We start from the raw sequence: 26382 nt of genomic DNA on the forward strand, positions 1-26382 counted from the left end.
AAATGTATGTGGACGGCCTAGCTTGGCCCGCAAACGGGGTGGGGCCGCGGATTCGACGTCGATGGAGACGGTGTGCTGGGCATGATCACCGGGCAGTTGCGCCGACAGGCCGCACGGACCCTGACCCTGTTGCTCGGTGTGCTGGTCGCCACGACCGGGTTCACGCTGCTGACCGGTTCCGTGGAGACCTCGCGGCTGGAGGTGCGGGCCTCCGCGGACGCCGGCTTCCGGGCCGCGTACGACGTACTGGTGCGGCCCAAGGGGGCGCGGTCGGAGCGGGAGGCCGCCACCGGGCAGGTGCGGCCGAACTTCCTGTCCGGACAGTTCGGGGGGATCACCTCCGCGCAGTGGCAGCAGATCACCGGGATCAACGGGGTGGAGGTGGCCGCGCCCGTCGCGATGCTCGGGTACGTCCAGGCCGGCACGTCCACCCGGGTCGACGTGACCGCACAGCTCGATCCCGCCGCCGACCGGCAGCTCCTGCGGCTGCGCAGCACCTGGCACACCGACCGGGGGCTCAGCGAGGCGCCGGACCCCGGTGCCACGTACGTCTACGTCACCAGCCGTCCGATCGTGCTGCCGGACGGTGAGACCACCCGCGACGCTCCGGACTGGTCGCGCCTGTACAGCTACCAGGGCCGCGTGCTGCCCGAGCTCGGGCTCGCCCTGAGCCGGGAGCGGACGGTGTGCGCCGGCGGGGAGATGCCGCCGTACGAGGCGCTGCCGGACGGGACGTTCCAGCCGCTGTGCGCGATCCGGAAGGTGGCCGGCATCGAGGGCCAGACCAGGCCGGACCTGCTCGACCCGGCGCAGCGCAGCCACCTCGTCGTGGTGCGGCGCGAGCCGGACGGCACCTTCACCAGCGGGACGGAGGTGCACAACCGCACGACCGGTAGCCGGGCGGAGGTCACCGTCGACTGGCCCATGACGCTGCTGCTCGCCGCCGTCGATCCGGCGCAGGAGGCCCGGCTGGTCGGGGTGGACCGGGCGGTCGTCACCGGGCGCTACCTCCAGGAGGGCGAGCAGCCCGTGGTGCGGGAGGAGGCCGGCACCCGGCTCGCCACCATCCCCCTGCTGACCACCACCCGGCCCTATCTGGACGAGCAGGTGACCACCACGGTGAGCCGGGCGACCGGTCCGCTCCCCGGGCTCGCCGGGCGGAGCGCGGAGGACCTGCGGCAGCTGCTGGCCGCCCTGCCCGTCGGCCCCGGGCAGTCCACCGGGGCGGTGGACGCGGACGAGGTCTTCCGGCGCTCCGTCGCGGACGGCACGATGAGGGTCAACCCCTTCGTCGTCCTCCAGGCCGGATCGCCGGGCTATCCGGACGGCGGTGCGCTGCGGCCACCGGCCGTCGCCCAGGACAGCGCCGAGCTGTGGCGGCCGAAGACGCTCGGCGGCGATCTGCCCCCGTGGTTCGTGCAGGACGACGCCTTCCGGCCGTTGACCCGCGTCCCCCCGGCCGAGCACCGCTTCCCGGGCTTCGAGGTCGTCGGGAGCTACGACCTCGACCGGCTGACGAGCTTCTCGAAACTCTCCGAGGTGCCGCTGGAGACCTACCGGCCGCCGACCGCCCACGCCGCGGACGACGCGAGCCGCGCGGCGCTGGGCGACCGGGCCCTGGAGCCCAACAGCAACCCCGCCGGCTACCTCGCCACGCCGCCGCAACTGCTCACCACCCTGCAGTCGGTGGAGGAACTCACCGGCCCGGACTACCCGCACGCCGCGGACCCGATCTCGGCGGTGCGCGTCCGGGTCTCCGGCGTGACCGGGACGGACGCGGCCTCCCGGGAGCGCATCCGCAAGGTCGCCGAGGCGATCACCAACCGGACCGGCCTGGAGGTGGACATCACGGCCGGCTCCTCGCCCGCGCCCCAGCGCGTGGAGCTGGCGGGCGGCAGGTTCGGCCGGCCCGCGCTCGCGCTGACCGAGAACTGGACCGCCAAGGGCACCGCCGTCGCCCTGGTGGAGGCCGCCGACCGCAAGAGCGTGCTGCTGTTCGGGCTGGTGCTGGTGGTGTGCGCGATGTTCCTCGGGAACGCCGTGGCCGCCTCCGTACGGACCAGGCAGCGGGAGTTGGCCGTGCTCGCCTGCACGGGCTGGACGGGCGCGCGGCTGGCCGGCCTGGTGCTGGGGGAGGTCGCCGTGATCGGCGTCGCGGCCGGGGCCGCCGGGGCCGGGCTGTCGTTCCCGCTGGGGCGGGCGCTTGGCCTGGAGGTCTCCACGGGGCGGGCCCTCCTCGCCGTACCGCTGGTGCTGGCCACCGCCCTGCTCGCCGGCGCCGTGCCCGCGGTACGGGCGGGGCGCTCGTACCCCGCGCGGGCGCTGCGGGGCGCGGTGGCGGGGCCGCGGCGGGCCCGGCGGGCCGGGCGCGGTCGCACCCTGGCCGGGCTGGCGGTGACGGCGGTGCTGCGGACTCCGGGGCGGTCGGCGCTGGGGGCGCTCGCCCTGGCGGTCGGCGTGGCCGCGGTGTCGCTGGTCACCGCGATCACCTGGACCTTCCACGGCACCGTCCAGGGCACGCTGCTGGGCGACGCGGTCTCCCTGGAGGTGCGCGGCGTGGACGTCGCGGCCGCCGTGCTCACCGTCGCCCTCGGGCTGTTCTCGCTCGCCGACGTGCTCTATCTCGACGCCTGTGAACGGGACGGCGAGTTCGCCGTGCTGCGGGCCTGCGGCTGGGCGGACACCGAGGTGATGCGCCTGGTGGCGGTGCAGGGCACGCTCATCGGGGCGGCGGGCGCCCTGGTGGGCGCCGGTACGGGGCTCGCGCTGACCGTGGCGTTCGCCGGCACGATCCCGGCGGGCCTGCCGGGGGCGGTGGCGCTGGTCGCGGCGACGGGCGTCCTGGCGGCGGTCGCCGCGAGCGCCGCCGCGGCCGCGATCGCGGTGCGGCGCTCGCCCGCGGGGCCGCTCGCCGAGGACGGCTAGGGACACCGCGCTCACCCACCGGTAACGAGGAACGGAGACACCATGAAGGACGGCGCGTCGGTCCAGGTCGAGGACGTCCGCAAGAGCTTCGGCACCGGGGACGGCCTGATCGCCGCCCTCGACGGCGTCAGCCTGGACGTCCCGGCCGGGCGCAGCGTCGCGCTCGTCGGCGCCTCCGGCTCCGGCAAGTCCACGCTGCTCCACCTCATCGGCGCCATCGAGCAGGCCGACGCGGGGCGTGTGGTGGTGGACGGCCAGGACGTCACCAGGCTGGGGCGGCGGGCCGCCGCCCACTACCGGCGCACCGTCGGGTTCGTCTTCCAGCGGTTCCACCTGCTGCCCGGCCTGAGCGCCCTGGACAACGTGCTCGCCCCGTTGCTGCCCCGCAGGGCGGACTTCGACCGTGACGCCCGCGCGCGCGAACTGCTGGCGGCGGTCGGGCTGGCCGGGCGCGAGAGCGCGCTGCCCTCGCAGCTCTCCGGCGGCCAGCAGCAGCGGGTCGCGGTGGCCCGGGCCCTGATCGGCCGGCCCCGGCTGCTGCTCGCGGACGAACCGACCGGCAGTCTGGACTCGGCAACCGGGGAGCAACTCATGGACCTGGTGGGCGCGTTGGCCGCCGAGTACGGCTGCACCCTGCTGGTGGCCACCCACGACCCGGGCGTGGCGGCACGCTGCGCCGAGGTGGTGCGGTTGCGGGACGGCAGGCTCACCCGGACGGCGGCCGGCGGTTCCTGACACCCGGGTGTCGTACCCGGGTACGACACCCGGGTACGCGGGTGAACGGCCCGCGTATCGGCGATGTATGGCGGGCGTATGTCGCCCTCGTAACGTCCTCCATGAACGCCGCCGCTCGATGTCGCGGCGGCCGACAGTGGAGGTTCCACCATGCGCACTCTGAACCGTCTCACGGACTCGCTCCTCAGCCGGGTGGTCCCGCGCGCCGAGGCCGAGGCCAGCACCACCGAGTACTGGTGCCGCCGCGATATCACCTGCGGCCCCAGCTACCCGAGCGCCAAGTCGAACCAGCGCCGCTACTGCGACTCGCCGGGTAAGAACTGCACCCCGTGGGAGCACTACTCCTGCTGCGTCTGACCCTCGGTACGACCGGTCCCGCCGCCCCTCGGGGCGGCGGGACCGGCCTTTCTGCCGAAGACCACCGCCACCACCGCGTCCAGGGGCACCAGCCCCACCGCGCGCGAGTCCGTGCTCACCGCCGCGTTGTCGCCCAGCACCGCGATCCGGCCCGGCGGGACGGGGCCCGGATGTCCGGGCACCCCGGCCGGTATCGGGTGGCCCGGCAGCGCCGCCACCCGCTTCACCCACAGGCCGTCCCCCTCCGCGACCGGGCCCACCAGCCTTGCCCCGTCCGGGAGTTGGATGGGCAGCACGACCACCTGGCCGACCTGCGGCCGGGCGCCCGAGCGGCCCCGCCGGCGGCGGGCCAGGACGACCTCGCCGTCCCGCAGGGCCGGCTCCATGCTGCGGCCCCGGACCGTCACCAGGAGCAGCCAGCGGCCGAGCAGCCGTTTCACCTCGCCACCTCCGGCTCCGGCTCCTGGTCGTCCAGGAACCCCGCCGCCTGCCGCCGGAACAGCGCCGCGTACCGGCTGTCCGGCAGCCCCATCAGCTCCTCGTGCGGGCCGTCCTCGGTGACCGCCCCGCCGTCCAGCAGCACGATCCGGTCCGCCGCCCGTACCTCGCTGAGCCGGTGCGAGACCAGCAGCCTGGTCCGGCCCCGCCCCATCCCGCGGATGACGTCGGCCACCTCGGCCTGCGCCTGCGGGTCCAGGCCCGAGGTCGGCTCGTCCAGGACGAACAGGTCCCGGTCGGTCCGCAGCAGCGCCCGGGCCAGGGCGACCCGCTGCCACTGGCCCCCGGAGAGGACGACGCCGCTGTCGCGGTCGTGCTCCCCGAAGAACCCGCGGGTGAGCATCGTGTCGTAGCCCGCCGGGAGCGCGGCCAGGACCGGGTGCACACCGGCCTCCCGCGCGGCCTCGACGACCCGGGTGCCGGGCGTGCCGTCGGGGGCCTTCGCCGGCCGGGCCGGGTCGCCCAGGGCGATGTTCTCCGCCGCCGTCATCTCGTACGACACGAAGTCCTGGAACACCACGCTGAGCCGGTCGCGCAGCGACTCGGGCGTGAACTCGCGCAGGTCCGTGCCGTCCCACAGGATCCGGCCGCGGTCCGGCTCGTAGAACCGGCACAGGAGTTTGACCAGCGTGCTCTTGCCCGCCCCGTTCACTCCGACCAGTCCCACGCTCTCCCCGGCCCGCACCGTCAGGCTCACGCCGCGCAGCACCCAGGGCAGGTCCGGGGCGTAGCGGAACCAGACGTCCTCCAGGACGAGCCGGTCGCGCAGCGGGCCGGCGGTGCGCCGTCCGGGCGCGGACCGCGCGCCGTCCTCGACCACGGTCACGTACTCGGCGAACACCAGCAGGTGCTGGTTGCCGTTGGCCACCGCCGTGACCGCCGAACCCAGCCCGCCCTGGACCGAGGCCACCGCCGCCAGGAAGACCGAGAGGTCGCCGACCGTCAGCGCACCGGCCGACACCCGGCCCGCCGCCCAGAGCAGCCCGCCGCCCGCGATGCCCGAAGCGAGCAGGGTCGGAAGGGCGTTGGCGCTCAGCCGCTGCACGTCCAGCCGGTGGCGGATGCGGTTGACGGCCCGCCGCTCGGCGAGCATCCGCTGCCGCAGCAGGTCGCCGATCCCGAACAGCCGGATCTCCTTGGCCGCCGTCTCCCCGCCGAGGAGCGTGGAGAAGAACGACTCGCGGCGCTCCCCGGCCGTGATCCCCCGGAACGCCCGGGCGGTCGAGTGGGCCAGCCGGAGCTCCGCGAGCAGCTTGGGCACGGCACCGAGCAGGACCAGCCCGGCCAGGACCGGACTGACGGCGGCCAGCACCACGGCGAACCCGGCCAGGGTCCACCCCGAGCGCAGCACGATCAGGGCGCACTGCACGAGCTGCACCGGGGTGTCCTGACCGGACTGCTGCGCCAGCCGCAGGCGGTCGAGCCGGGCCGGGTCCTCGTAGAGGCCGAGGCCGGGGTGGGCGTTGACCGCCGCGAACAGGCGGTCCTGCGCGGTCAGTGCCACCGCCCGGGAGAGCACGCCCTGGCAGAGGCCGTCGACGTACGGCACGAGCGCCAGCACCACGCCGATCACGGCGAGTGCGGCGGCGGGGGCGGTGACCGAGCCGGCGACCGAGCCGGCGGCACCGGTACCGGACCCGGCGCCGGTGAGCCGGTCGACGAGCTGTTTGGTCAGCCACGCCGCCGCGATCGGGCCGGTGGCCTCGACCGCGGCCAGCAGCAGGGTCGCGGCGAGGGCACGCCGGTGGGCCCCGAGGGCGAGCCGCACCGCCGTCGCCGTGACCCGGCGCCGAGTGGGCTCCGCACGGCCCGGATCCGGCCGCTGCGTGGAGTCCGTCATGCGACCGGCTGGGGCTTGATCCCCGCCTTGGCGATGAGCTCCGGCATGCTGACCGCCGACCAGCTGATCGCCATGCCCGCGGCCGTGTCGTCGAGACCGCAGACCAGGGGCAGTCCGTCCACCCGGAAGACGTCGGTCCACGGCGTGATGTGCGGGTCCTTGGGGCCACCGACGACGACCCGGGCCACAGGGTCCAGGGCCTGGGCGAAGCGCGCGTTGTCCTCGGGGGTGCCGTCGGACAGGACGGCGAGCACGCGGTCACGCCCGCCCGGCTCCTGGGCGGCGTGCCCGGCGACCAGCGGCAGCAGTTCCTCGCAGGGCGCGCAGCCGGGCGCGAAGAAGGCGACGAGGGTGGGCCGGCTGCCGTCCGGGATGTCCAGCACCGTACCGGCCGTGAGCCGGTGGGCATCGGTGATGCCGGTGGGCCGGGCGGGCGCGGCGGCTGTGCGGGGGCGGGCCTCGATCTCCTTCAGGCGGCGGATGACGCCGTAGAGGAGGAGGAGGTTGAAGAGGCCGAGGACCAGGCCGAGAACCGAGAGTCCGAGGGACATGGGAGCTCCTACCGGGTGGGAGTGTCGAGGACGCGGGGCGTGCTGGAAGGGACGGCGGTGCCTTCGGGGACGGCGGTGGCCTCGGGCTCGGCACCGACGGGCGGAGCGAACAGGTCGGCGATGTCGTCCAGGCCGATCACGACGACGGCCAGCACCAGGCCCGCCGCGACGGCCACCACCAGCCCGCCGCCCTCGGCCCGTCCGGGGCCGGAGGCGGCCAGGGCCAGGGCCAGCGCGCCGACGGCGGCCAGCAGCAGTGCGGCGTTCCTCGCCAGGTGCAGGGCGCCGAGGGGGCGCCCGGTACGGCCGAAGCAGGCGCAGGCGATGGGCGGGCCGTCGCCGGTCACGGCCCGGAGCACGCCGAGGGTGAGCGCGGTCAGCAGCAGCGCGGCGAGCAGCAGCCCGGCGGTCCCGAGCGGGGTACCGGGCAGGAACAGCAGGACGGCGGCCGTCACCTCCGCCGCGACCGTCAGACGGGCCAGCGGGCGGCGGACGCGCGCGCGGATGCCCATGTCGGAGAGCGTGGTCAGGAACGCCCGGAATCCGGCGGGGCGGGCCTTGCCCGCGGCGGACGTGGTGAAGACGACCGCCAGCAGGATGTGAGATGTCGTCAGCAGGCCGTGCATGGGACTCCTCTGCGTGATCGGGCGCGGTCCCGCGACGCGGTGCGGAGGGACCGGACCGGGCGGGCTTGAACTGAACGGGGCCGAACTGAACGGGGTCGAACCGAACGGGCCGGACGTGGGCCGGCGGATGCGCTGTGCGCCGGGGGTGGGTCAGCCCGCCAGCAGTTGGCGGTGCAGCCGTCCCAGGGAGGGATCGGGCTCGGTGCCGAGCTCGCGCCGGAAGACGGTGCGCGCCGACTCGAAGGCGTCCGTCACCCGGCCCGGCTCCCCGAGGTCGTGATGGGCGCTCAGCACCAGCAGCCAGCTGCGGATGCGCAGCGGCTCCGTCGCCAGCACCTGCCCCGCCGTCCGCAGGGCGGAGTGCGGCCGGCCCATCCCCAGCCAGGCTCCGGCGAGGTCCTCGGTGGCGCGGACGCGCTCGGCGTCGAGGACGCGCAGCGGGCCGTCGAGCATGCCGTACCGCTCGACCCCGGGCGCCGCGTGGTCCGAACTCCACAGGGCCAGTGCGGTGGTGAGGAGTTCGACGGCGCGCGGCGGGTCGGCGGAGACCGCGGCCCGGCCCCGGTCGGCGAGGCGCTCGAACACCAGGTGGTCGGCCGCGTCCGGGCCGGCCCGGAGCTCGTAGCCGCCCTGGTGGCTGATCAGGGGGGTGGACGCGGGGAGACGGCGGCGCAGCAGGTGGGCGTACGAGCGCAGGTTCGCGACGGCGGAGCGGGGCGGTTCGCCCGCCCACAGGGCGTCCATCAGGGTTTCGATGGACACCACCCGCCCCGGCTGGAGCAGGAGCGCGGTGAGGAGCGCGCTCGGCTTGGCGCCGCGCAGTGGCCCGGAGTGCGTGCCGTGGCGGATCTCGATCGGTCCCAGGATGCGTAACAGTGGTTCCTGCATGTGAGCTCCCCGTCGGTGACGTCGTCGGCTCAGCGGAGGCGTCGATCGAACAGGACGCGCTTCCCCCGACGTTCACCATATTGTCGAAGCGCTTCGAACGTAACCCTGGTAACGCGTGGCACCTCGGATCGCTCTGGATCAGGACGGGAGGGGGTGGGATCAGGACGGAGCGGCCGAAACGCGGCGGGATCGTCGAAGCGCTTGACCGAGGCGGCGCGAGGCGGCCCGGGACGGCCCGAGCCGGGCCGTGCGGCTGCACGACCCGGCTCGGTTGGGTACTTCACGTACTTCGCGTACTTAACGCACTCCGGTCAGCGGGCGCCGAGGAGGTGCTCCAGGGCGAGCTGGTCCAGCTGCTCGAAGGCCATGCCGCGCGCGGCGGCGGCGTCGACGTCGAAGTCCTCGAAGGCGGCGCGGTCCGCGAGCAGGCCGGTCAGGCCGTCCTCGGCCGTCGGGAGGGCGAGCTCGGGCAGCCGGGAGGCGGCGAGCGCGGCCTGCACCTCGGGGTCGGCCCGGAACGCGCGGGAGCGCTCCGCCAGCAGCAGGTAGTTGCGCATGCAGCCGGCCGCCGAGGCCCAGACGCCGTCGAAGTCCTCGGTGCGCGGCGGCTTGAAGTCGAAGTGCTTCGGGCCCTCGTAGCCGGCCGACTCCAGCAGGTCGACCAGCCAGAACGCCTGCCGGAGGTCGCCCGCCCCGAAGCGGAAGTCCTGGTCGTACTTGATGCCGGACTGGCCGTTGAGGTCGATGTGGAACAGCTTGTCGTGCCACAGGGCCTGGGCGATGCCGTGCGGGAAGTTGAGCCCGGCCATCTGCTCGTGGCCGACCTCGGGGTTGACGCCGACCCGGTCCGGGCGCTCCAGCGAGTTGATGAACGCCAGGGCGTGGCCCACCGTGGGCAGCAGGATGTCGCCGCGCGGCTCGTTGGGCTTGGGCTCGATCGCGAAGCGCAGGTCGTAGCCCTGCTGCTCGACGTACTCGCCCAGCAGGTCGAAGGCCTCCTTCAGGCGGTCCAGCGCGGTGCGCACGTCCTTGGCCCCGCCGGACTCGGCGCCCTCGCGCCCGCCCCAGGCGACGTAGACGGAGGCGCCGAGCTCCGCGGCGAGGTCGATGTTGCGGATCGTCTTGCGCAGCGCGTAGCGGCGGACGTCGCGGTCGTTGGCGGTGAAGGCGCCGTCCTTGAACACCGGGTGGGTGAACAGGTTGGTGGTCGCCATCGGGACCTTCAGCCCGGCGGTGTCCAGGGCGGAGCGGAAGCGCTTGACGGTGGCCTCGCGGGTGGCGTCGTCCGCACCGAACGGGATCAGGTCGTCGTCGTGGAAGGTGACGCCGTAGGCACCGAGTTCGGCCAGTCGCTGCACGGTCTCGACCGGGTCGAGGGCGGGGCGGGTGGCGTCGCCGAAGGGGTCGCGCCCCTGCCAGCCGACGGTCCACAGACCGAAGGTGAACTTGTGCGCGGGGGTGGGGACGAGCTGGTCGCTGGCCATGGAGCGGCTCCGATCCGTGCCGGGGGGTATTTGTCAGGGCTCTCAACAAATTAGTATGCCGGAACGCTAGAAGGAACCCCAACCGGAGGAAGACATGGCTGAGAATCGCGTCGTGATCGGCGTCGACAGCTCGACGCAGTCCACCAAGGCCCTCGCCGTCGACATCGACACCGGCGCCGTCCTGGGCCAGGGCCGCGCCCCGCACACCGTCAGCCCGGGCGCCGGCCGGGAGAGCGATCCGGAGCAGTGGTGGGAGGCGTTCGGCAAGGCCGTGGCGGGCACGGGCTGGGCCGACCGCGCGGCCGCCGTCTCGATCGGCGGCCAGCAGCACGGCCTGGTCACCCTGGACGCCTCCGGAGCGCCGGTCCGCCCCGCGCTGCTCTGGAACGACGTCCGGTCCGCCCCCCAGGCCGCCGAGCTGCGGGCCGCGATCGGCGCCGAGGAGATCGCCCGCCGCACCGGCAGCGTGCCGACCGCCGCCTTCACCGCCGCCAAGTGGGCCTGGCTGCGCGCCAACGAGCCCGCCGCGGCCGACCGCGTCACCGCCGTCCGCCTCCCGCACGACTTCCTGACCGAACGGCTGACCGGCGAGGCCGTCACCGACCGCGGCGACGCCTCGGGCACCGGCTGGTGGGGCCCGGACGGCTACGACCGGGACATCCTGGCCCGCATCGGCCTCGACCCGGCCCTGCTGCCCGAGGTCCTCGCCCCGGGCGCGCGGGCCGGCCTCGTCGGCGCCGGGACACCGCTGCGCCCGGGCACGCCGGTGGCGACCGGCACCGGCGACAACATGGCCGCCGCCCTCGGACTCGGCCTGCGCCCCGGGCAGCCGGTGCTCAGCCTCGGCACCTCCGGCACCGTCTACGCCGTCGGCCGGGCCACGCCCGCCGACCCGAGCGGCACCGTCGCGGGCTTCGCCGACGCCCTCGGCGGCTGGCTGCCGCTCGCCTGTACGCTCAACTGCACCCTCGCCGTCGACCGCCTCTCCGCGCTCCTCGGCCGTGGGCGCGAGGAGGTCGAGGACGGCGGCACCGTGGTCGTGCTGCCCTACCTGGACGGCGAGCGCACCCCGGACCTGCCCGGCGCGTCCGGCCTGATCCACGGGCTGCGCCACGACACCACCCCGGGGCAACTGCTCCAGGCCGCCTACGACGGCGCCGCCCACGCGCTGCTCACCGCCCTGGACGTGGTGCTGCGCGAGGGCGGCGTGGACCCGGCGGGCGACGAGCCGCTGCTGCTGATCGGCGGCGGCGCCCGCGGGCAGGCCTGGCAGCGGACCGTGCTGCGGCTCTCCGGCCGGGCGGTCCAGGTGCCCGAGGCGCAGGAGCTGGTCGCGCTCGGCGCGGCCGCCCAGGCCGCGGCCCTGCTCACCGGCGAGCCCGCCGACGAGGTGGCCCGCCGCTGGCGGACCGCCGAGGGCCCGGTGCTGGCGCCCGTGGCACGGGACGAGGCCGCACTCGAACGGATCGGCGATACCCTGCGTCGGGCCGGAGCCTTGCAGGGAGCCCCGGCCGAGGACCAGTAGGAGGGGGCGGCACGTGACAGTGGTCGGCAGGGCGGGGAGCGGTCGGGGGAGCGGACCGGCGTCGCAGCAGGACATGCGGCGGCAGAACCTCTCGGTGGTCCTCGGCGCGGTCGCCGCGCACGCCCCGCTCTCCCGCGCGGACGTCGCCGGGCGGGTCGGGCTGACCAGGGCGGCCGTCTCCTCGCTGGTCGACGAGCTGATCGGCCGCGGCACGCTGACCGAGGCGGCGGCCACGGCCAGCGGCCGGGTCGGCCGGCCCGGCCGGGCGCTGGCCGTGAGCGGCGAGGGCCCGGCGGGCCTCGGCCTGGAGATCGGCGTCACCCACCTCGGCGCGTGCGTGGCGGACCTGCGCGGCGAGCCGAGGGTGTGGCGCCTGGTGGAACGGGCCAACGCCGGCCGGCCCGCCGGGCAGGTCCTGGCGGAGGCCGCGGCGCTGGCCGCCGAGGCGGAGGCCGAGGCCACCGCCCTCGGGCTGCGCGTCCGGGGCCGCGTCCTGGCCGTCCCGGGCGTGGTGCCGAACGAACCGGGCGGCGTGGTCGAGCGCGCGCCCAACCTCGGCTGGCAGGGCGTCCGGGTCGCCGACCACTGGCCCGACCCGGACACCGTTCCCGAGCCGGAGAACGAGGCCAACCTCGGGGCGCTGGCCGAGTACTGGAACGTCGAGCGGGCCGCGGAGACCTTCGTGCACGTCTCCGCCGGGGCCGGGGTCGGCGCCGCCCTGGTCATCGAAGGGCGACTGTTCCGGGGCGCCCGCGGCTTCGCCGGCGAACTCGGCCACATCCCCGTCCACCCGGACGGTCCCGCCTGCGCCTGCGGCGCCCGCGGCTGCCTGGAGCAGTACGCGGGGGAGGCGGCGGTGCTGCGCGAGGCCGGCCTCGCGCAGCACGGCGGGCAGGGCGACCCGGTCCCCCTGCTGGCCGAGCGGGCGGGCGCCGGGCACCCGCCGACCCTGGCGGCACTGGACCGGGCGGGCCGCGCCCTCGGCCTGGCCCTCACCTCCGCCGTCGACCTCGTCGACCCGGACGGCCTGGTCCTCGGCGGTGCCTACGCCGAACTCGCCGACTGGCTGCTGCCGTCGGTGCGCGCCGAACTGGCCGACCGGGTGACCGTCCGGCCCTGGGCCCCGGAGGCGCTGCGCCCGTCCGCCCAGGGCCGGCGCGGTCCGCTTCTGGGGGCGGCGCTGACCACGGTCCGCCGGATCATGGCCGACCCGACCCTGCTGCCCGCCTGCTGACCGGGGCCCGCCTGCTGACCGGGCCCCGGCACGCGGTCAGCAGGCGCTCAGGTGTGCGCGGTCAGTCGTGCTCGACCACGACCATCGCGTGCCCGTCCGGGGTGGTCACCCGCACGTGGACGTACTCGCCGTCGTGCTCCCAGGGCAGTTCCAGCCCCGCGGGCTGCAGCCGCACCGAGCGCGGCGCGGTGGCGAGCCGGACGGAGACGGGGACGTCGAGCAGCGGGAACGGGTCGTGCACCAGGTCCAGCTCCGGGGTCTCGCGGGCCGGGATGAAGCTGATCAGGTGCACCACCGTGCCGGCGGCGGTGCGCTGCGCGGTGGCCTCCAGGTGGACCGGCCCGCCGGCGCGGACCAGCGGGTCCGGGAGGAGCCGGTCCAGGGCCGCGCCGAGGAGGTGGCGGTACGTTTCGAGGCCGTGCTCGTGGAACGCCTCCAGCAGCGGGACGGTCACCGCGGCCACCCCGTCGGCGACGGCGACGGCCACCTCACCGGTCGGGTCGGCCGGGGGAGTGTAGGAGTGGCCGCAGAACTTGTCCCAGGAGCGCGGGAAGTAGGGCGCCACCACGTTGGCCAGGACCTCGGCACCGGGCCGCGCGTGGGCGGCGAGCCGGGCGCCGTAGCTGATCACCGGGAAGTCCTCGGGCACGCCGGGGACGCCCTGGCAGGCCAGGAAGGACTCGCCGGCCGGCGCCGGTGCCAGGCCCTCGACCGGGAGGTCGGGAAGGGCGGGCTCGGTGCCGTTCTTGAGCAGCGCCGGTCCGACCAGCAGCACGCCGCCGCCGGCCTGCCGGTACGTCTGCAGGCGCTCCGCCAGGGCGTCGTCGACCGGCGTGGTCTCCGGCACCACGACCGCCCGGTAGCCGCTCAGGTCGGCCGTCGGCGGGACCACGTCGAACTGGGCGCGCAACTGCTGGAGCGCCCGTACCGCGCCCATGTTGCTCGCGCCGGGGTTGTCGCCCAGGGCGGGGTCGACGACCACGGCGAGCTCGCTGACGACCTTGGCCTCGTCCAGGAAGGGCTCGCAGCGGGCGACGTGCCCGTAGACCGAGCCGATCAGGTCGTACGCCGCCCGGGCCGGCACCCCGCGGGGGTGCAGCACATCGCCCACGCCGCTGGTCAGACCCTGGGCGAGCATCTGGCTGCACTCGTAGAGCAGGGCGGCGTGCGGCTTGAGGGCGGCGTTGTCCCCCCAGCTCTCGTGGAAGCGCCCGGTGTGGCTGAGGACGGGCAGCCCGAACGGGCGAACGTAGCGGGCCACGTAGGGCAGGAAGGCGTAGCCCCAGCCGCCGGTGGGCAGCCCCTCGACCTCGACGTGGTGGAGGTACTTCTGCTCCTCGGCCAGCCCGGTCTTCGGGCGGCTGTTGAACCAGACGCCCTGGACGGCGTCGGCGGGCAGGGCCTTCTCCACCATCGCGGAGTAGCGGGCCATGTAGCGCTGGGCCACCAGGTTCGCGTAGCGGTTCCGGTGCTCGGCCTCGGCCGGGTCCAGCCCCTCGCGGCGCATCCCGTCCACCGCCCAGCGGCTCACGCTGGGCTGGTTCCAGCACATGTCGATGAAGATCCCGTCGACCGGGGCGAAGCGGCGCAGCACCTCGTCCAACTGGTCGGCGAAGTAGTCGGCGTAGGGGCTGGACATGTCGAGGATGTTCCAGGCCGCGTCGAACGCGGAGGTGCTCCAGCGGGCGAGCTTCAGGTCCTCGCCGAGCGCGATCCACTCGGGGTGCTCCCGGGCGGCGTGCTCGTCGACCTGGAGGGAGAGGTAGATCGGCGCGCGGATGCCCACGGAGTGCAGGGCCTCGACCTGTTCGGCGAGCAGGTCGAGGTCGGGGGAGAGCCCGGGGTGGCGCTCCGGCCGGTCGGTCCCGTAGTAGAGGCGGCCGTGGTGGCACTTGGCGAAGACGGTCACGCTGTCGACCTGGGCGTCCCGGAAGGTCCGGGCGAAGGTCACCGGGTCGAAGTCGCGGCCCACGTCGGGGACGTCGGGGCCGGTGTGGAAGTCCAGGTGCACCGTGCGGCGCGGGAAGCGGGTGGGTACGAGAGCGTTCACATCACCTTGAGTCATGGGATTGATTTAAGGAGGCGTGCGCCGGGACGTCCAGAGGGTTTGTAAGGCGGCTTGCGAAATTCCTGGTCGGAGCGGTGAAATGGCCGGTGCGGCGGGTCGGCCCTGCGGCCGGGGACGGGTGTCCCTTCTCGGACATGGGATCTCTTGCTACGTTGGCGCGGTGTCGCCGAGGAGCCGCGGCCGTCCTGCCGCCCACGTGCGAGCCCGCTTGCCCGCTCTCCCGCCGCTCTCCGAACCGGCGCCGCTAGCCGAACAGGCGCCGCTGGATCTCCTGGCGGTAGTCCTCCAGCGTCCGGTCGAGGTGCACTACCGTGGCCGCGGCCGCCTCCTCGGGCCGGCCGTCGCGGATGGCGCGGTAGATCGCCTCGTGCTCCTCGACCGCGGCCTTGGCGGCCTCGCCGAGCATGCCGTGGATGCCGATGGCGCTGGAGTGGCGCTGCAGCCGGCGGGCGTCGCGCACGGCGCTGAGCAGGAAGGCGTTGTGCGCCGCGGTGGCCACGGCGGTGTGGAAGTCGTCGTCCGCCTGGTTGAACACGTCGACCTGGTTGTGGAGCACCCCGTGCCGGCACTGCTGCATGGCGACCTCGATGGTGCGCAGCTCGGCCGGTGTGGCGCGGGTGGCCGCGAGACTGCTGGCGGCCGTCTCCTGCACCTTGCGGAACTCGAAGAGCATGAGGACGTGGTCGAGGTCGACGGGGCGGAAGAACCCGCCCCAGCGGCTGGTGATGAGCATGCCCTCGTCGTCCGCGACGAAGAGGCCGCGCCCCTTGTGCGCCCGGACGCGGCCGAGCGCGGAGAGGATCTTCACGGCCTCCCGGACCACCGCCCGGCTGGTGTTCAACGTCTTCGCCAGGTCGTGCTCGGTGGGCAGCCGGTCGCCCGAGACCAGTCGCATGTCGGCGATGTACTCGAGGATCTGCTCCGACACGATCTCGTACCCGGGCCGGTAGTCCCGACGCTCCTCGCCCGAGCCGGCCACCGCTGCCGCGGGAGAGGCCTGCGCGGGCACGGCCGCCTCGGTCGTGGGCGTGTCGTTCATCTGTCAGGCCTCCGATGTGGCTGGCGCGCGGGGCGAGTTGTCGCTGCTGAGCTGGCGTTGAGCCGGCTCATCGTACCGCAGGCAATCATAAGTAGGACTCATTTGCCAAGATCTGCGGGCTTGAATTCCAAGGGCGAAATGGGGCAAAAACGGACAAAGTGGTCGAGGTTACGTTACGGCGATGAGTCATCAGACCGAAACTGTTCTAAATAGGTCTGCGAGAACCCTTGACGGGCGTCTCGATAGGGCGGCTAATTTATCCAACCGAAGGCGGCAGTGGATCGGCCGCCCTCGGTACCGACGCCCGAGCGGGACGGCCCGGCGTCGCCCCCACCCCCATCTCCCGACCTGTTCGGGGCCTCTGCAGTGGAGTCGATGATGACTGTCAACAAGCCTCAGACCGGCCCGCAAGCTGTGTCCGGCAAGCGCCGCGCGGTGCTGCTGGCCGCCTGTGCGGCCACCCTGGCCATGACCGTGACCGCCTGCGGCAGCAGCACCCCCGCCACCACCACCAAGGACGGCTTCGCCCAGGCCGCCCAGACGGACGGGGCGCTGACGGTCTGGGTCGACGCGACCCGGCTGGCCGCGGCGAAGCAGTACCAGGAGCTGCACCCGGAGGTGAAGCTCGACATCGTCACCTACGACGGTGACGCCAACGGGTCGAACTACCTCCAGACCAAGGTCCAGCTGTTCAACCGCACCAAGAAGGGCTGGCCGGACGTCGTCTTCAGCTCCCAGAACAACGAGGCGACCTGGGCGGTCGACGCGGGCTTCGCGGCGCCGCTCGACAAGGGCCTGATCCCGGCGGACACGCTGAGCGGGTTCGCCAAGGGCGCCAATGACGTCTGTACGGTCAACGGCACCGTCTACTGCCTGCGCAACGACCTCTCGCAGGCGGTGCTCTGGTACAACGCGCCGCTGATGCAGCAGTTCGGCTACACCGTCCCGAAGACCTGGGAGGAGTACCAGGCTCTGGGCGAGAAGGTCGCCGCCGAGCACCCGGGCTACCTGGTGGGCGACGCCGGCGACTCCTTCACCCCCGAGATCTACCTCTGGGCGAGCAAGTGCGGGGCCAACCAGATCACCGGCGCCAAGGCCGTCACGGTGAACACCTCCGGTGAGAACTGCACCAAGATGGCCAAGCTCATGGACGGGCTGATCAAGAACAAGTCCATGTCCACCAGCGGCGTCTTCAGCACCGAGTTCAGCAAGAACCAGGCCGACAAGGTCCTGCTCATGCCCGGCCCGGCGTGGTTCGGCGGCGCGGTGTTCAAGGACACCCTGAAGACCCCGGACAAGACGATCGGCGTGGCGCCGATACCCCAGTGGCAGGGCGAGACCTCGCCGTCCACCGGCAACGTCGGCGGCGGTACCTGGCTGCTCTCCCAGCACTCCACCCACCTCAAGGCGGCCACCGACTTCCTGAAGTGGGTCACCACCGACAACGCCTACCAGGGCGAGAAGGCCCCGGGCTTCCCGGCGTACGCGCCCGCCGCCGAGAACTGGCTGAAGGCGCAGGCCACCAACGGCTACTTCGTCGGTGACCTCGGCGCGCTCAAGGACGCCTCCTCGCAGGTGTGGTCGGGCTGGGGCTCGGGCCAGTTCAGCCAGGAGGGCATCTGGGCCGCGACCGTCAAGCCCGGCCTGACCCAGGGGCAGGGCATCGCCTCCCTGCTGCCCGCCTGGCAGGACGCGATCGTCAAGCACGCGCAGTCGTACGGATACAAGGTGTCGTCGTGACGCTCACCTCGTCCCGGGCCGGCTCGGCCCGGCGCCTCAGTGGCGCCGGGCAGGGCCGGGCCGGCCTGGCCTTCGTCGCCGGCTACGCGATCCTGCTGGTCGCCTTCGGCGTCCTCCCGATCGGCTACGCGGTGTACTTCGCGTTCACCGACGCGGGGGGCACCTTCACCGGCTTCTCCAACTTCATCTCCACGGCGCAGGACTTCCGGTTCGTGGACGCGGTCGGCCACGTGGCGCTCTACCTCCTGTTCTGGCTGGTCTCGCTGGTGGTGTTCGTGGTGGGCCTGGCGCTGCTGCTGCACCGCCTCTCCTCCGCGCCGGCCAGCAAGGTGCTCCGCTTCCTGTACTACATCCCCGGGGCCCTCGCGGGCGCCGCGAGCGTGCTGGTGTGGCTCTTCATGCTCGACCCGACGGTGAGTCCGGTCAGTTCGCTGCTGGGGATGCTGGGCTTCGACACCTTCGGCGCGGTCATCGCACCCGGCAACCTGCCGGTGCTGTTCACGGCCATCGCGTTCTGGACCGGGGCCGGCGGCTGGATCGTCGTCATGTACGGCGCGCTCAACAACATCCCCCAGGACGTCCTGGAGGCCGCGCGGATCGACGGCGCGGGCGCCTGGCACACCGCCTGGCACGTGCAGATCCCCATGCTCCGCAAGTGGATCGTCTACATGGTGATCCTCGCCTTCGCGGGCGGCGCCCAGCTCTTCGTGGAGCCGCAGCTGCTCTCCCTCGCGAGTGTGGGCGTGGCCGGCCGCGACTACTCCCTCAACCAGCTGACCTACGACTTCGCCTTCCAGATGAACAACATCAACGGCGCGGCCGCGGTCTCGATGGAGCTCCTGGTCGTCAGCGCGGCGGCCGCGGGCATCTTCGTCGCACGGTCGGGGTTCTTCGATGCCGACTAAGTCCTCCTCTGCCAGTCCAGTGGCGGTCACGCCACGCACGGAACGGGAACCAAGCGTCATGAGCCCAACTCAGCCCCGGGCGTCCCGGTGGGGGCACCAGCCCATACGGCGGACGTCGTCCCGGCTGCTGGTCGGTGCCGTACTCGCGGTGTTCGCGGTGTTCTTCGTGCTCCCGGTGGTCTGGCTCGTCCTCGCGGCGACCAAGACCGACCAGCAGCTCGTCCACGGCCACCCGCTCTCCTTCGGCTCGTTCCAGGCGCTGAAGGCCAACTGGGACGCGCTGACGGCCTTCCAGGACGGCGCGATCCTGCAGTGGCTCGGCAACTCCGCCGTCTACTCGGTGATCTCCCTGGTCATCACGCTCTGCGTGTCGGTGCCGGCGGGATACGCGCTGGCGATGACCGAGTTCCGCGGCCGGCGGCTCCTGCTGGTCTCGACCCTGATCGTGATGCTGATGCCGAGCGCCACGCTGGTGGTGCCGCTCTTCCTGGAGATCAACGCGGCGCGCCTGATCGGCACGATGTGGTCGATCATCCTGCCGTACGCGTTCTATCCGTTCGGCGTGTACCTGACGTACATCTACTTCAGCACCGCCGTCCCGAAGGACCTGCTGGCGGCCGCGCGGATGGACGGCTGCTCCGAGGTCGGGGTCTTCCGGCACGTGGCACTGCCGCTGGCGACACCGGTCATCGCGCTCGTGGGCTTCTTCAGCTTCGTCGCCAACTGGACCAACTACTTCCTGCCCTACGTGATGCTCCCCGAGAGCGACCAGATGCCGATCCAGGTGGGCGTCGGCAACCTGCTCAGCAGTGTGCCGCAGTTCAACCCGACCGCCGGTTCGCTCGCGATCGAGCGCCCGCAGCTGGCCCTCGCGACGCTGGTCGCCATCACGCCGGTCCTGGTCGTCTTCCTCTTCGCCCAGCGCTTCCTGGTCAGCGGGATGCTCGCCGGCGCCACCAAGGAATAACGACCGTACCGTCACCCCGAACGGAGATCCTCCCCATGTCCCTCAGCTCCACCGAACCCTCCCCGGGTGAGGACCCCGCAGCCGTCCCGACCGAGATCCGGGCCGGGGTGCCGCTGCTCGAACCGCCCGGCTGGGCGGTGGCGCAGCGCGCGCTGTTCGACCTGCTCGACCACGGCTGGCGCAAGTTCGCCCGGGACTTCACCGGTCCCGACGGCCGGCTGAACTACACCGGGCAGCTGACCACCCGTGACGGTGTGGACGACTTCTACGAGGTCTTCTTCAACTGGCCGCAGCTCTACCTGCTCGGCGGCGCCGACGACCTGCTGGACGCCAGTGCGAAGCACTGGGAGGGCGTGACCAAGCACCTCACCGAGCTGGACATGCTCCAGGACGAGTACGAGCGCGGCTACGACTGGTTCCACCAGGGCGAGAGCCTGCTCCTGCTCTACTTCCTCTGCATGGCCGACCCCGAGCGCTGGTCCGAGCGCGCCCTGCGGTTCGCCGAGCTGTACGTGGACCCGGTCCACGGCAACTACGACCCCGAGGCCCGCATCGTCACCCGCCCGCACAACGGCAGCGACCGCGACCGGCAGGGCCTGTCCGACGGCGAGGTCTACCCGTGGCTGCAGAAGGAAGCGGACACCTACGGCTACCCGCTCGAATGGCTCCCCGAGGCGCAGGACGGCCCGTACCCGCTGTCGTCGGACCCGCGGCTCGGCGCGCAGATGCGCGAGCGCATGGGCGTCGGCGACACCGCGGTCAACCTCGCGGTGGCCGGCCTGGTGCTCAACGCCTGGATCCTGTCCGGCGAGCAGCGCTACCGGGACTGGATCGTCGAGTACGTCGGCGCCTGGCGGGAGCGCACCGAGGCTAACGACGGCGTCCTCCCGGACAACGTCGGCCTGGACGGCGAGGTCGGCAGCCAGCTCGAAGGGCGCTGGTACGGCGGCCACTACGGCTGGTCCTGGCCGCACGGCTGGCACAGCGTGGGCCACGCGGCCTGCGTGGCGGCCCTCGCGGCGGCGGTGTCCACCGGGGAGGACGACTACCTCTCGATGGTCGGGACCACGCTCGACGACATGATCTCCCGGGCCAAGGTGATGCCCTTCGCCGAGGCGGACTCCAGCCTCCCGTCCAAGTGGGCGGTCGAACTCGCCGGGGACTTCGACAAGCCGACGCTCCACCTCCCGTTCCGGCGCAACGACTCCGGCTGGTTCGACTACAACCCGGTCACCCTGCCGGTGCCGATGGCGCTCTGGCACCACAGCGCCTCCGAGGAGGACCGCGCCCGCATCGAGAAGCTGCGCGAGGCGGACCCGCTCGACTGGAGCACCGTCCGCTCGTTCCGGGCCAAGGAGGAGTCCGGGCACGAGAAGGCCTGGTTCGCCTTTCTGGCCGGTGACGACCCCGGCTACCCCGAGCGGATCCTCGCCGCCGCGCAGGCGCAGGTCCGCCACCGGCTGCGGCGGATCGACCGCTACCGTGACCTGAAGGTGGACGAGGCGGACATCCACGTCTGGCAGCAGTGCAACCCGGTGGCCACCGAGGCCCTGGTCCAGTTGACCTGGGGCGGCCCCCAGGTGCTCTACAACGGCAGCATCCAGCAGGCCCGGCTGCGCTACCACGACGCCGAGGCCCGCCGCGCGGGGCTGCCGCAGGACGTGGCCGCCCTGGTCAGCTCCATCGACCCCGAGGCGACCACCGTCGAACTGGTGAACCTCTCGCCAGAGAAAGATCGGACGATTATCATTCAGGCGGGTGCGCTCGCCGAGCACACCATCGCCTCGGTCCGGTACACGACCTGTCCGGACGAGGGCTGGATCGGCGACATGTACGACTACGGCCACACCGAGCCGGTGGTCGGCGAGGCGGAGGCGGCCTGCGACGATACGTACCTGACGGTCCACCTACCCGCGTCCACCCGGATCCGGCTGGCGCTCCGGCTGGAGCTCCGCACCCGCACTCCCAGCTACCGTTCGCCCTTCGGTGCCTCGGCCGACGAGCCGAACGCCGAAACATCGGAGGAATCCGCATGAAGCGCTTCGCCCAGACCATCAAGCTCCGGCCGGAGTACCGCGAGGAGTACCTCGAACTGCACTCCGCCGTCTGGCCCGGAGTCGAGGCGGCCCTCCGCAAGGCGCAGATCCGCAACTACAGCATCTACCTCCACGGTGACGTGCTGTTCGCCTACTTCGAGTACCACGGCGAGGACTTCGAGGCGGACATCGCCGAGCTGGAGGCCGACCCGGTGACCCAGGAGTGGTGGAAGCGCACCGACCCCTGCCAGGAGCCCTTCCCCGACCGGGGCGACTCCCGCCAGTGGACCGAACTGCCCGAGGTCTGGCACCTGAGCGAACCCGGCGAGACCGCCGCCGGCTGACCCGCTCACTCCAGACAATCCCACCCGGAGCCCCCAGTGACCCCCACCCCGTCGCCCGCGCTCATCGACGCCCACCACCACCTGTGGGACCTCGCGCAGCGCCCGCAACCCTGGCTCGACGACCCGGACCTGGCAACGATCCGCCGGACGTTCAGCCCCGACGACCTGCGCGCCACCGCCACCCAGGAGGTGGCCGGCCGCCGACTGCACAGCACGGTGGTCGTGCAGTGCGTGCCGGACGTGCCTGAGACCGAGGACCTGCTCGCACTCGCCGAGCGGGAGCCGCTGATCGACGCCGTGGTCGGCTGGGTGGACCTCACGTCCCCCGCGGTCGGCGACGACCTCGACCGGCTGCTCGCCGGGCCGGGCGGCGGCCACCTCCGGTCGCTGCGCAGCCTGGTCCAGGGCGAGGCGGACCCGGAGTGGCTGCAGCGCGCGGACGTCGAGCGCGGGTTGGCGGCGGTGGGGGAGCGCGGGCTCGGCTACGACGTGCTCGTCCGCAGCCACCAGCTCGACCAGGCGGTCCGGCTGGCCGAGCGCCTCCCCGAGCTGCCCCTGGTGCTCGACCACGCGGGCAAGCCGGACATCGCCGGCGGCGAACTGGCAGGCTGGGAGGACGGGTTGCGGCGGCTGGCCGCTCACCCGCAGGTGGTCTGCAAGGTGTCGGGGCTGATCACCGAGGCCGACCACAAGAGCTGGACCACCGCCGACCTCCGTCCGGTCTGGGACGTCCTGCTCAGCGCCTTCGGCCCCGACCGGCTGATGTTCGGCTCGGACTGGCCGGTGGCGAACCTCGCGGGCGGCTGGAACCGCTGGGCCGCCACCGTCGACGAACTGCTCGAAGGGTGCTCCGCCGACGAGACCTCGGCGATCCTCGCCGGCACCGCCACCACCTTCTACCGCCTCACTCGTACCGACGAGACCTTGGGATCACGATGACGCTCGCTGTTCGCTACACGGCCGCCCGCACACTGGACACGGCTCCGGCCGAGCTGTCCGAGCCCGGTCCCGGCGAGGTGCTGCTCGCTCCCGCGTACGTGGGGATCTGCGGCACCGACCTGCACATCTTCCACGGCGACATGGACGCCCGGGTCGCCGCACCGGCCGTCCTGGGCCACGAGATGTCCGGCCGGGTGCTGAAGGTCGGCGCCGGGGTGGAGGACTGGCAGCCCGGCGACGCCGTGACGGTGATGCCGCTGCGCTGGGACGGCACCTGCCCGGCCTGCCTGAGCGGCCACCAGCACATCTGCCAGAACCTGGACTTCATCGGCATCGACTCGCCGGGCGCGATGCAGCAGCGCTGGACCGTTCCCGCGTCCACCCTGGTGCGCCTGCCCGCCGACCTCGACCTGGAGCACGCCGCCCTGGTGGAGCCCACCGCGGTGGCGGTCCACGACGTGGGCCGCGCCGCGGTGCTGCCCGGCGAGCGGGTCGTGGTCGTGGGCGGCGGCCCGGTCGGGATCCTGATCGCCCTGGTGGCGCGGGCGGCCGGCGCCGAGGTCCGGGTGGTGGAGCTCAGCGCCCACCGGCGGAAGCTGGCCGAGGAGTCGGGCCTCGCCACCTGGGATCCGGCGGCCGAGAACGTCGTCGAGGCGGTGCAGGAGTGGACCGGCGGCGCGGGCGCGGACGTCGCGTTCGAGGTGTCCGGAGCGGCGGCCGGCGTCGACACCGCGGTGGAGGTGCTGGGCGTGCGCGGCCGGCTCTGCCTGGTGGCGATCCACCCGCGGCCCCGCGAGATCAACCTGCACCGCTTCTTCTGGCGCGAGCTCACCCTGGTGGGGGCCCGCCTGTACGACCGCTCCGACTTCGAGCGGGCGGTGGCGCTCGTCGCCGACGGTACGATCCCGGCCGAGCGGCTGATCAGCAAGGTCGTGCCGCTGACCGAGGCGCCCGAGGCCTTCGAGGCCCTGGAGGGCGGCGGCGACGTGATGAAGATCCTGGTGGACTGCACCGGCGAGACCGAGGGAGCGAGCGCATGAACGCCTTCGACCTGACGGGCAGGCTCGCCGTCGTCACCGGAGCCCGCCGCGGTATCGGCCGGGCCATGGCCCGCGCGCTGGCCGAGGCCGGCGCGGACGTCATCGGCGTCAGCGCCAACCTGGAGCAGAGCGGAAGCGAGGTCGAGAAGGACGTGCTGGCCGCGGGCCGCACCTTCGAGGCGATCCGGACCGACTTCGCCGACCCGGACGCGGTGCGGGCCCTGGGCGCGGACCTCGCGGGCCGCGAGCGGCCGGTGGACATCCTGGTCAACAACGCCGGCACCATCCGCCGCGCACCGGCCGCCGAGCACCCGGACGAGGACTGGGACCAGGTGCTCCAGGTCAACCTGAGCGCGCAGTTCGCGCTCTCCCGGGCGGTGGGCGGGGCCATGGTCGCCCGCGGCCAGGGCAAGATCATCTTCACCGCCTCGCTGCTCAGCTTCCAGGGCGGCATCACGGTGCCCGGCTACACCGCCGCCAAGCACGGGGTCGCCGGCCTGACCAAGGCGCTGGCCAACGAGTGGGCCGGCCGCGGCGTCAACGTCAACGCCATCGCCCCCGGCTACATCGCCACCGACAACACCGAGGCGCTGCAGGCTGACCCGGTGCGCAGCAAGTCGATCCTGGAGCGGATCCCGGCCGGCCGCTGGGGCCGCGCCGACGACCTGGCCGGCGCCACCGTCTTCCTGGCCTCGGACGCCGCCGCCTACGTCCACGGCACCGTCCTGCCCGTCGACGGCGGATGGCTGGGCCGATGACCGCCGACCTGACCGCCGTGCTGGCCGGCGGCCGCGTGGTGCCGGTGCTGACCGTGCGCGCGCCGGCCACCGCGGGCCCGCTGGCCGAGGCGCTCGCCGCGGGCGGCGCCACCTGCGCCGAGGTCACCTTCCGTACGCCGGACGCCGAGCAGGTGGTCAAGGCGATGGCGGCCCACGGCGGCCTCGCGGTCGGCGCCGGCACCATCCTCGACCCCGAGCAGGCGGAGCGCGCGGTGGCGGCCGGGGCCGCGTTCATCGTCTCTCCCGGCTTCGACGAGGACGTCGTCGCCAAGTGCCGGGAGCTGGGGGTGCCCGTGGTGCCCGGCATCGCCACCGCCACCGAGCTGATGCGGGCCCTGCGGGCCGGCCTCGACACCGTCAAGCTCTTCCCCGCCGAGGCGATCGGCGGCCTGCGGGCGCTCCGTTCGCTCGCGGCGCCCTTCCCGGGCGTGCGCTTCATGCCGACCGGCGGGATCGGCGTCGACCAGCTGGCCGGCTACCTCGCCGAGCCCTCGGTGCTCGCCGTCGGCGGCAGCTGGATGGCGACGCCCGCGCACCTGGACAGCGGCGCCTACGCGGAGATCCGCCGCCTGACGGCCGAGGCCGTGGAGGTGGGCGGGCGATGACCGAGGTGGTGGCGCTCGGCGAGGTGATGCTGCGCTTCGACCCGGGGGAGGGGCGGATCAGCACCGCCCGCACCTTCCACGTGTGGGAAGGGGGCGGCGAGTACAACGTCGCCCGCGGGCTGCGCCGCTGCTTCGGCCGGCGGACGGCCGTCGTCACCTCGCTCGCCGACAACGCGGTGGGCCGGCTCGTCGAGGACCTGATCCTCCAGGGCGGCGTCGACACCTCGCTGATCCGCTGGGTGCCCGACGACGGCATCGGCCGCAGCGCGCGCAACGGCCTGAACTTCGTCGAGCGGGGCTTCGGCATCCGCGGCGCCCTCGGTGTCAGCGACCGCGCCCACACGGCCGCGTCCCAGCTCAGCGCGGGGGACGTCGACTGGGACGCGGTCTTCGCGGCGGGCGTGCGCTGGTTCCACACCGGCGGCATCTTCGCCGGCCTGTCCGACACCACCGCCGACCTCGCCGAGGAGGCGATGACGGCCGCCCGCCGCCACGGCGTCACCGTCTCGTACGACCCCAACTACCGCCCGAGCCTCTGGGCCGGCCGCGGGGGACCGGAGCGGGCCCGCGAGACGGACCTGCGGCTCGCCCGGCACGCCGACGTCATCGTGGGCGCCCTGGGGATGGCGGGCCGCCACCCCGGCGACGCGCGCTTCGGCGCCGACGAGGTGCCGGACGCGCTCGCCTCGGTGGCCCGTCTGCTCCCCGGGGCGCAGGTGCTGGCGACGACCCTCCGCGAAGTCCCATCGGCCGGGGTGAACGACTGGGGCTCGGCCGCGTGGTCGGCGAAGACCGGCACCGTCGTCGGCCCCAGCATGCCGGGACTGCACGTCCTGGACCGGATCGGCTCCGGTGACGGCTTCGCCGCCGGCCTGATCCACGGCCTGCTCGCCGACGCCCCGCTGGCGCGCGCCCTCGCCTACGGCACGGCGCTCGGCGCCCTCACCATGACGACGCCCGGCGACGTCGCCATGGCCTCGCTCGCCGAGGTCGAGGCACTGATCGCGGGTGCCTCCGCCGCCGTCAGACGCTGACCGCGGGCCCGGCCCTTTCCTACTTTTCGAAATCACATCTGCTGTCGCAAGGGGAGTACACATGAAACTGCTTCGGATCGGGGCACCGGGAGAAGAGGTCCCGGCGGTCCTCGGCGAGGACGGACGTGTGTTCGCCCTGTCGGGACTGACCGGTGACATCGACGGGGCGTTCCTCGCCGCCGGCGGCGTCGACAAGGTCCGCGCCGCCCTGGCCTCCGGCGAA

23 protein-coding genes are annotated in these 26382 nt (G+C 73.6%); 15 read left to right on the top strand and 8 right to left on the bottom strand.

From position 1 onward, the window contains the following. Positions 1 to 81 precede the first annotated feature (81 nt). The 3 genes from ACFP3U_RS01765 to ACFP3U_RS01775 all read left to right on the top strand — a co-directional run bounded on the left by ACFP3U_RS01765 (position 82) and on the right by ACFP3U_RS01775 (position 4017). Complete coding sequence (locus ACFP3U_RS01765; protein WP_380223308.1) at positions 82 to 2925, top strand: FtsX-like permease family protein; 2844 nt, start codon at positions 82 to 84, stop codon at positions 2923 to 2925. A gap of 42 nt (positions 2926 to 2967) precedes the next feature. Next, positions 2968 to 3660, top strand: coding sequence for an ABC transporter ATP-binding protein (locus ACFP3U_RS01770; RefSeq protein WP_380223266.1), 693 nt, complete (start codon positions 2968 to 2970; stop codon positions 3658 to 3660). Positions 3661 to 3810: 150 nt separating this feature from the next. Next, entirely contained in the window at positions 3811 to 4017 is a 207-nt protein-coding gene (locus ACFP3U_RS01775; protein WP_380223267.1) for a hypothetical protein, read from the top strand. Here the strand turns inward: ACFP3U_RS01775 and ACFP3U_RS01780 are convergent. From ACFP3U_RS01780 to xylA, 6 genes are all read right to left on the bottom strand, one after another. Next, the gene (locus tag ACFP3U_RS01780) at positions 3999 to 4457 is read right to left on the bottom strand and encodes a S26 family signal peptidase (RefSeq protein WP_380223268.1); all 459 of its coding nucleotides are present in this window, start codon (positions 4455 to 4457) and stop codon (positions 3999 to 4001) included. The two genes, ACFP3U_RS01775 and ACFP3U_RS01780, sit on opposite strands and share 19 nt — an antisense overlap. Then, a complete protein-coding gene (locus ACFP3U_RS01785; protein WP_380223269.1) occupies positions 4454 to 6355 on the bottom strand; it encodes an ABC transporter ATP-binding protein in 1902 nt (633 codons plus the stop codon). The genes ACFP3U_RS01780 and ACFP3U_RS01785 overlap by 4 nt, the downstream gene beginning before the upstream one ends. Continuing rightward, positions 6352 to 6906: a thioredoxin domain-containing protein gene (locus ACFP3U_RS01790; protein WP_380223270.1), complete on the bottom strand. Its 555-nt coding sequence runs from the start codon at positions 6904 to 6906 to the stop codon at positions 6352 to 6354. Before ACFP3U_RS01790 ends, ACFP3U_RS01785 begins: the two co-directional genes overlap by 4 nt. Positions 6907 to 6914: 8 nt before the next feature. Further along, positions 6915 to 7532, bottom strand: a complete 618-nt coding sequence (locus ACFP3U_RS01795) for a MauE/DoxX family redox-associated membrane protein (RefSeq protein ID WP_380223271.1) — start codon at positions 7530 to 7532, stop codon at positions 6915 to 6917. Positions 7533 to 7682: 150 nt separating this feature from the next. Then, on the bottom strand, positions 7683 to 8420 hold the full coding sequence (locus ACFP3U_RS01800; protein WP_380223272.1) for an AfsR/SARP family transcriptional regulator: 738 nt from the start codon (positions 8418 to 8420) through the stop codon (positions 7683 to 7685). Positions 8421 to 8731: 311 nt separating this feature from the next. Further along, the gene (gene xylA, locus ACFP3U_RS01805) at positions 8732 to 9904 is read right to left on the bottom strand and encodes a xylose isomerase (RefSeq protein WP_380223273.1); all 1173 of its coding nucleotides are present in this window, start codon (positions 9902 to 9904) and stop codon (positions 8732 to 8734) included. A gap of 94 nt (positions 9905 to 9998) precedes the next feature. Between xylA and xylB the strand changes: the two genes are divergently transcribed. Both xylB and ACFP3U_RS01815 read left to right on the top strand, forming a co-directional pair. Beyond that, positions 9999 to 11429, top strand: coding sequence for a xylulokinase (xylB, locus tag ACFP3U_RS01810; RefSeq protein WP_380223274.1), 1431 nt, complete (start codon positions 9999 to 10001; stop codon positions 11427 to 11429). 73 nt (positions 11430 to 11502) lie between these two features. Continuing rightward, a complete protein-coding gene (locus tag ACFP3U_RS01815; protein WP_380223275.1) occupies positions 11503 to 12663 on the top strand; it encodes an ROK family transcriptional regulator in 1161 nt (386 codons plus the stop codon). A gap of 61 nt (positions 12664 to 12724) precedes the next feature. Here the strand turns inward: ACFP3U_RS01815 and ACFP3U_RS01820 are convergent, their stop codons facing one another. Then, positions 12725 to 14713 carry an alpha-amylase family protein gene (locus ACFP3U_RS01820; RefSeq protein WP_380223276.1) on the bottom strand — a complete coding sequence of 663 codons (1989 nt, stop codon included), beginning with the start codon at positions 14711 to 14713 and terminating at the stop codon, positions 12725 to 12727. A gap of 262 nt (positions 14714 to 14975) precedes the next feature. Next, positions 14976 to 15770 (bottom strand): FadR/GntR family transcriptional regulator, encoded by a 795-nt coding sequence (locus ACFP3U_RS01825; RefSeq protein WP_380223277.1) that lies wholly within the window; start codon positions 15768 to 15770, stop codon positions 14976 to 14978. A gap of 378 nt (positions 15771 to 16148) precedes the next feature. Between ACFP3U_RS01825 and ACFP3U_RS01830 the strand changes: the two genes are divergently transcribed. The 10 genes from ACFP3U_RS01830 to ACFP3U_RS01875 are packed head-to-tail and all read left to right on the top strand — an operon-like array spanning position 16149 to position 26159. Continuing rightward, positions 16149 to 17510, top strand: a complete 1362-nt coding sequence (locus ACFP3U_RS01830; protein WP_380223278.1) for an ABC transporter substrate-binding protein — start codon at positions 16149 to 16151, stop codon at positions 17508 to 17510. Continuing rightward, complete coding sequence (locus tag ACFP3U_RS01835) at positions 17507 to 18415, top strand: carbohydrate ABC transporter permease (RefSeq protein WP_380223279.1); 909 nt, start codon at positions 17507 to 17509, stop codon at positions 18413 to 18415. Before ACFP3U_RS01830 ends, ACFP3U_RS01835 begins: the two co-directional genes overlap by 4 nt. 58 nt (positions 18416 to 18473) lie before the next feature. Then, positions 18474 to 19382 (top strand): carbohydrate ABC transporter permease, encoded by a 909-nt coding sequence (locus tag ACFP3U_RS01840; protein WP_380223280.1) that lies wholly within the window; start codon positions 18474 to 18476, stop codon positions 19380 to 19382. Between the two features lie 35 nt (positions 19383 to 19417). Continuing rightward, positions 19418 to 21418: a DUF8034 domain-containing protein gene (locus tag ACFP3U_RS01845; RefSeq protein WP_380223281.1), complete on the top strand. Its 2001-nt coding sequence runs from the start codon at positions 19418 to 19420 to the stop codon at positions 21416 to 21418. Beyond that, positions 21415 to 21762 carry an L-rhamnose mutarotase gene (locus ACFP3U_RS01850; protein ID WP_380223282.1) on the top strand — a complete coding sequence of 116 codons (348 nt, stop codon included), beginning with the start codon at positions 21415 to 21417 and terminating at the stop codon, positions 21760 to 21762. The genes ACFP3U_RS01845 and ACFP3U_RS01850 overlap by 4 nt, the downstream gene beginning before the upstream one ends. Positions 21763 to 21798: 36 nt before the next feature. Beyond that, complete coding sequence (locus tag ACFP3U_RS01855; RefSeq protein WP_380223283.1) at positions 21799 to 22701, top strand: amidohydrolase family protein; 903 nt, start codon at positions 21799 to 21801, stop codon at positions 22699 to 22701. Then, positions 22698 to 23741 carry a zinc-dependent alcohol dehydrogenase gene (locus ACFP3U_RS01860; RefSeq protein ID WP_380223284.1) on the top strand — a complete coding sequence of 348 codons (1044 nt, stop codon included), beginning with the start codon at positions 22698 to 22700 and terminating at the stop codon, positions 23739 to 23741. Before ACFP3U_RS01855 ends, ACFP3U_RS01860 begins: the two co-directional genes overlap by 4 nt. Further along, positions 23738 to 24499: an SDR family oxidoreductase gene (locus ACFP3U_RS01865; protein WP_380223285.1), complete on the top strand. Its 762-nt coding sequence runs from the start codon at positions 23738 to 23740 to the stop codon at positions 24497 to 24499. The genes ACFP3U_RS01860 and ACFP3U_RS01865 overlap by 4 nt, the downstream gene beginning before the upstream one ends. After that, complete coding sequence (gene eda, locus ACFP3U_RS01870; RefSeq protein ID WP_380223286.1) at positions 24496 to 25125, top strand: bifunctional 4-hydroxy-2-oxoglutarate aldolase/2-dehydro-3-deoxy-phosphogluconate aldolase; 630 nt, start codon at positions 24496 to 24498, stop codon at positions 25123 to 25125. The genes ACFP3U_RS01865 and eda overlap by 4 nt, the downstream gene beginning before the upstream one ends. Further along, a complete protein-coding gene (locus tag ACFP3U_RS01875; RefSeq protein WP_380223287.1) occupies positions 25122 to 26159 on the top strand; it encodes a sugar kinase in 1038 nt (345 codons plus the stop codon). The genes eda and ACFP3U_RS01875 overlap by 4 nt, the downstream gene beginning before the upstream one ends. Positions 26160 to 26382: the final 223 nt, after the last annotated feature.

The sequence above is a fragment of the Kitasatospora misakiensis genome, assembly GCF_042656005.1.
Taxonomy (GTDB): domain Bacteria; phylum Actinomycetota; class Actinomycetes; order Streptomycetales; family Streptomycetaceae; genus Kitasatospora; species Kitasatospora misakiensis.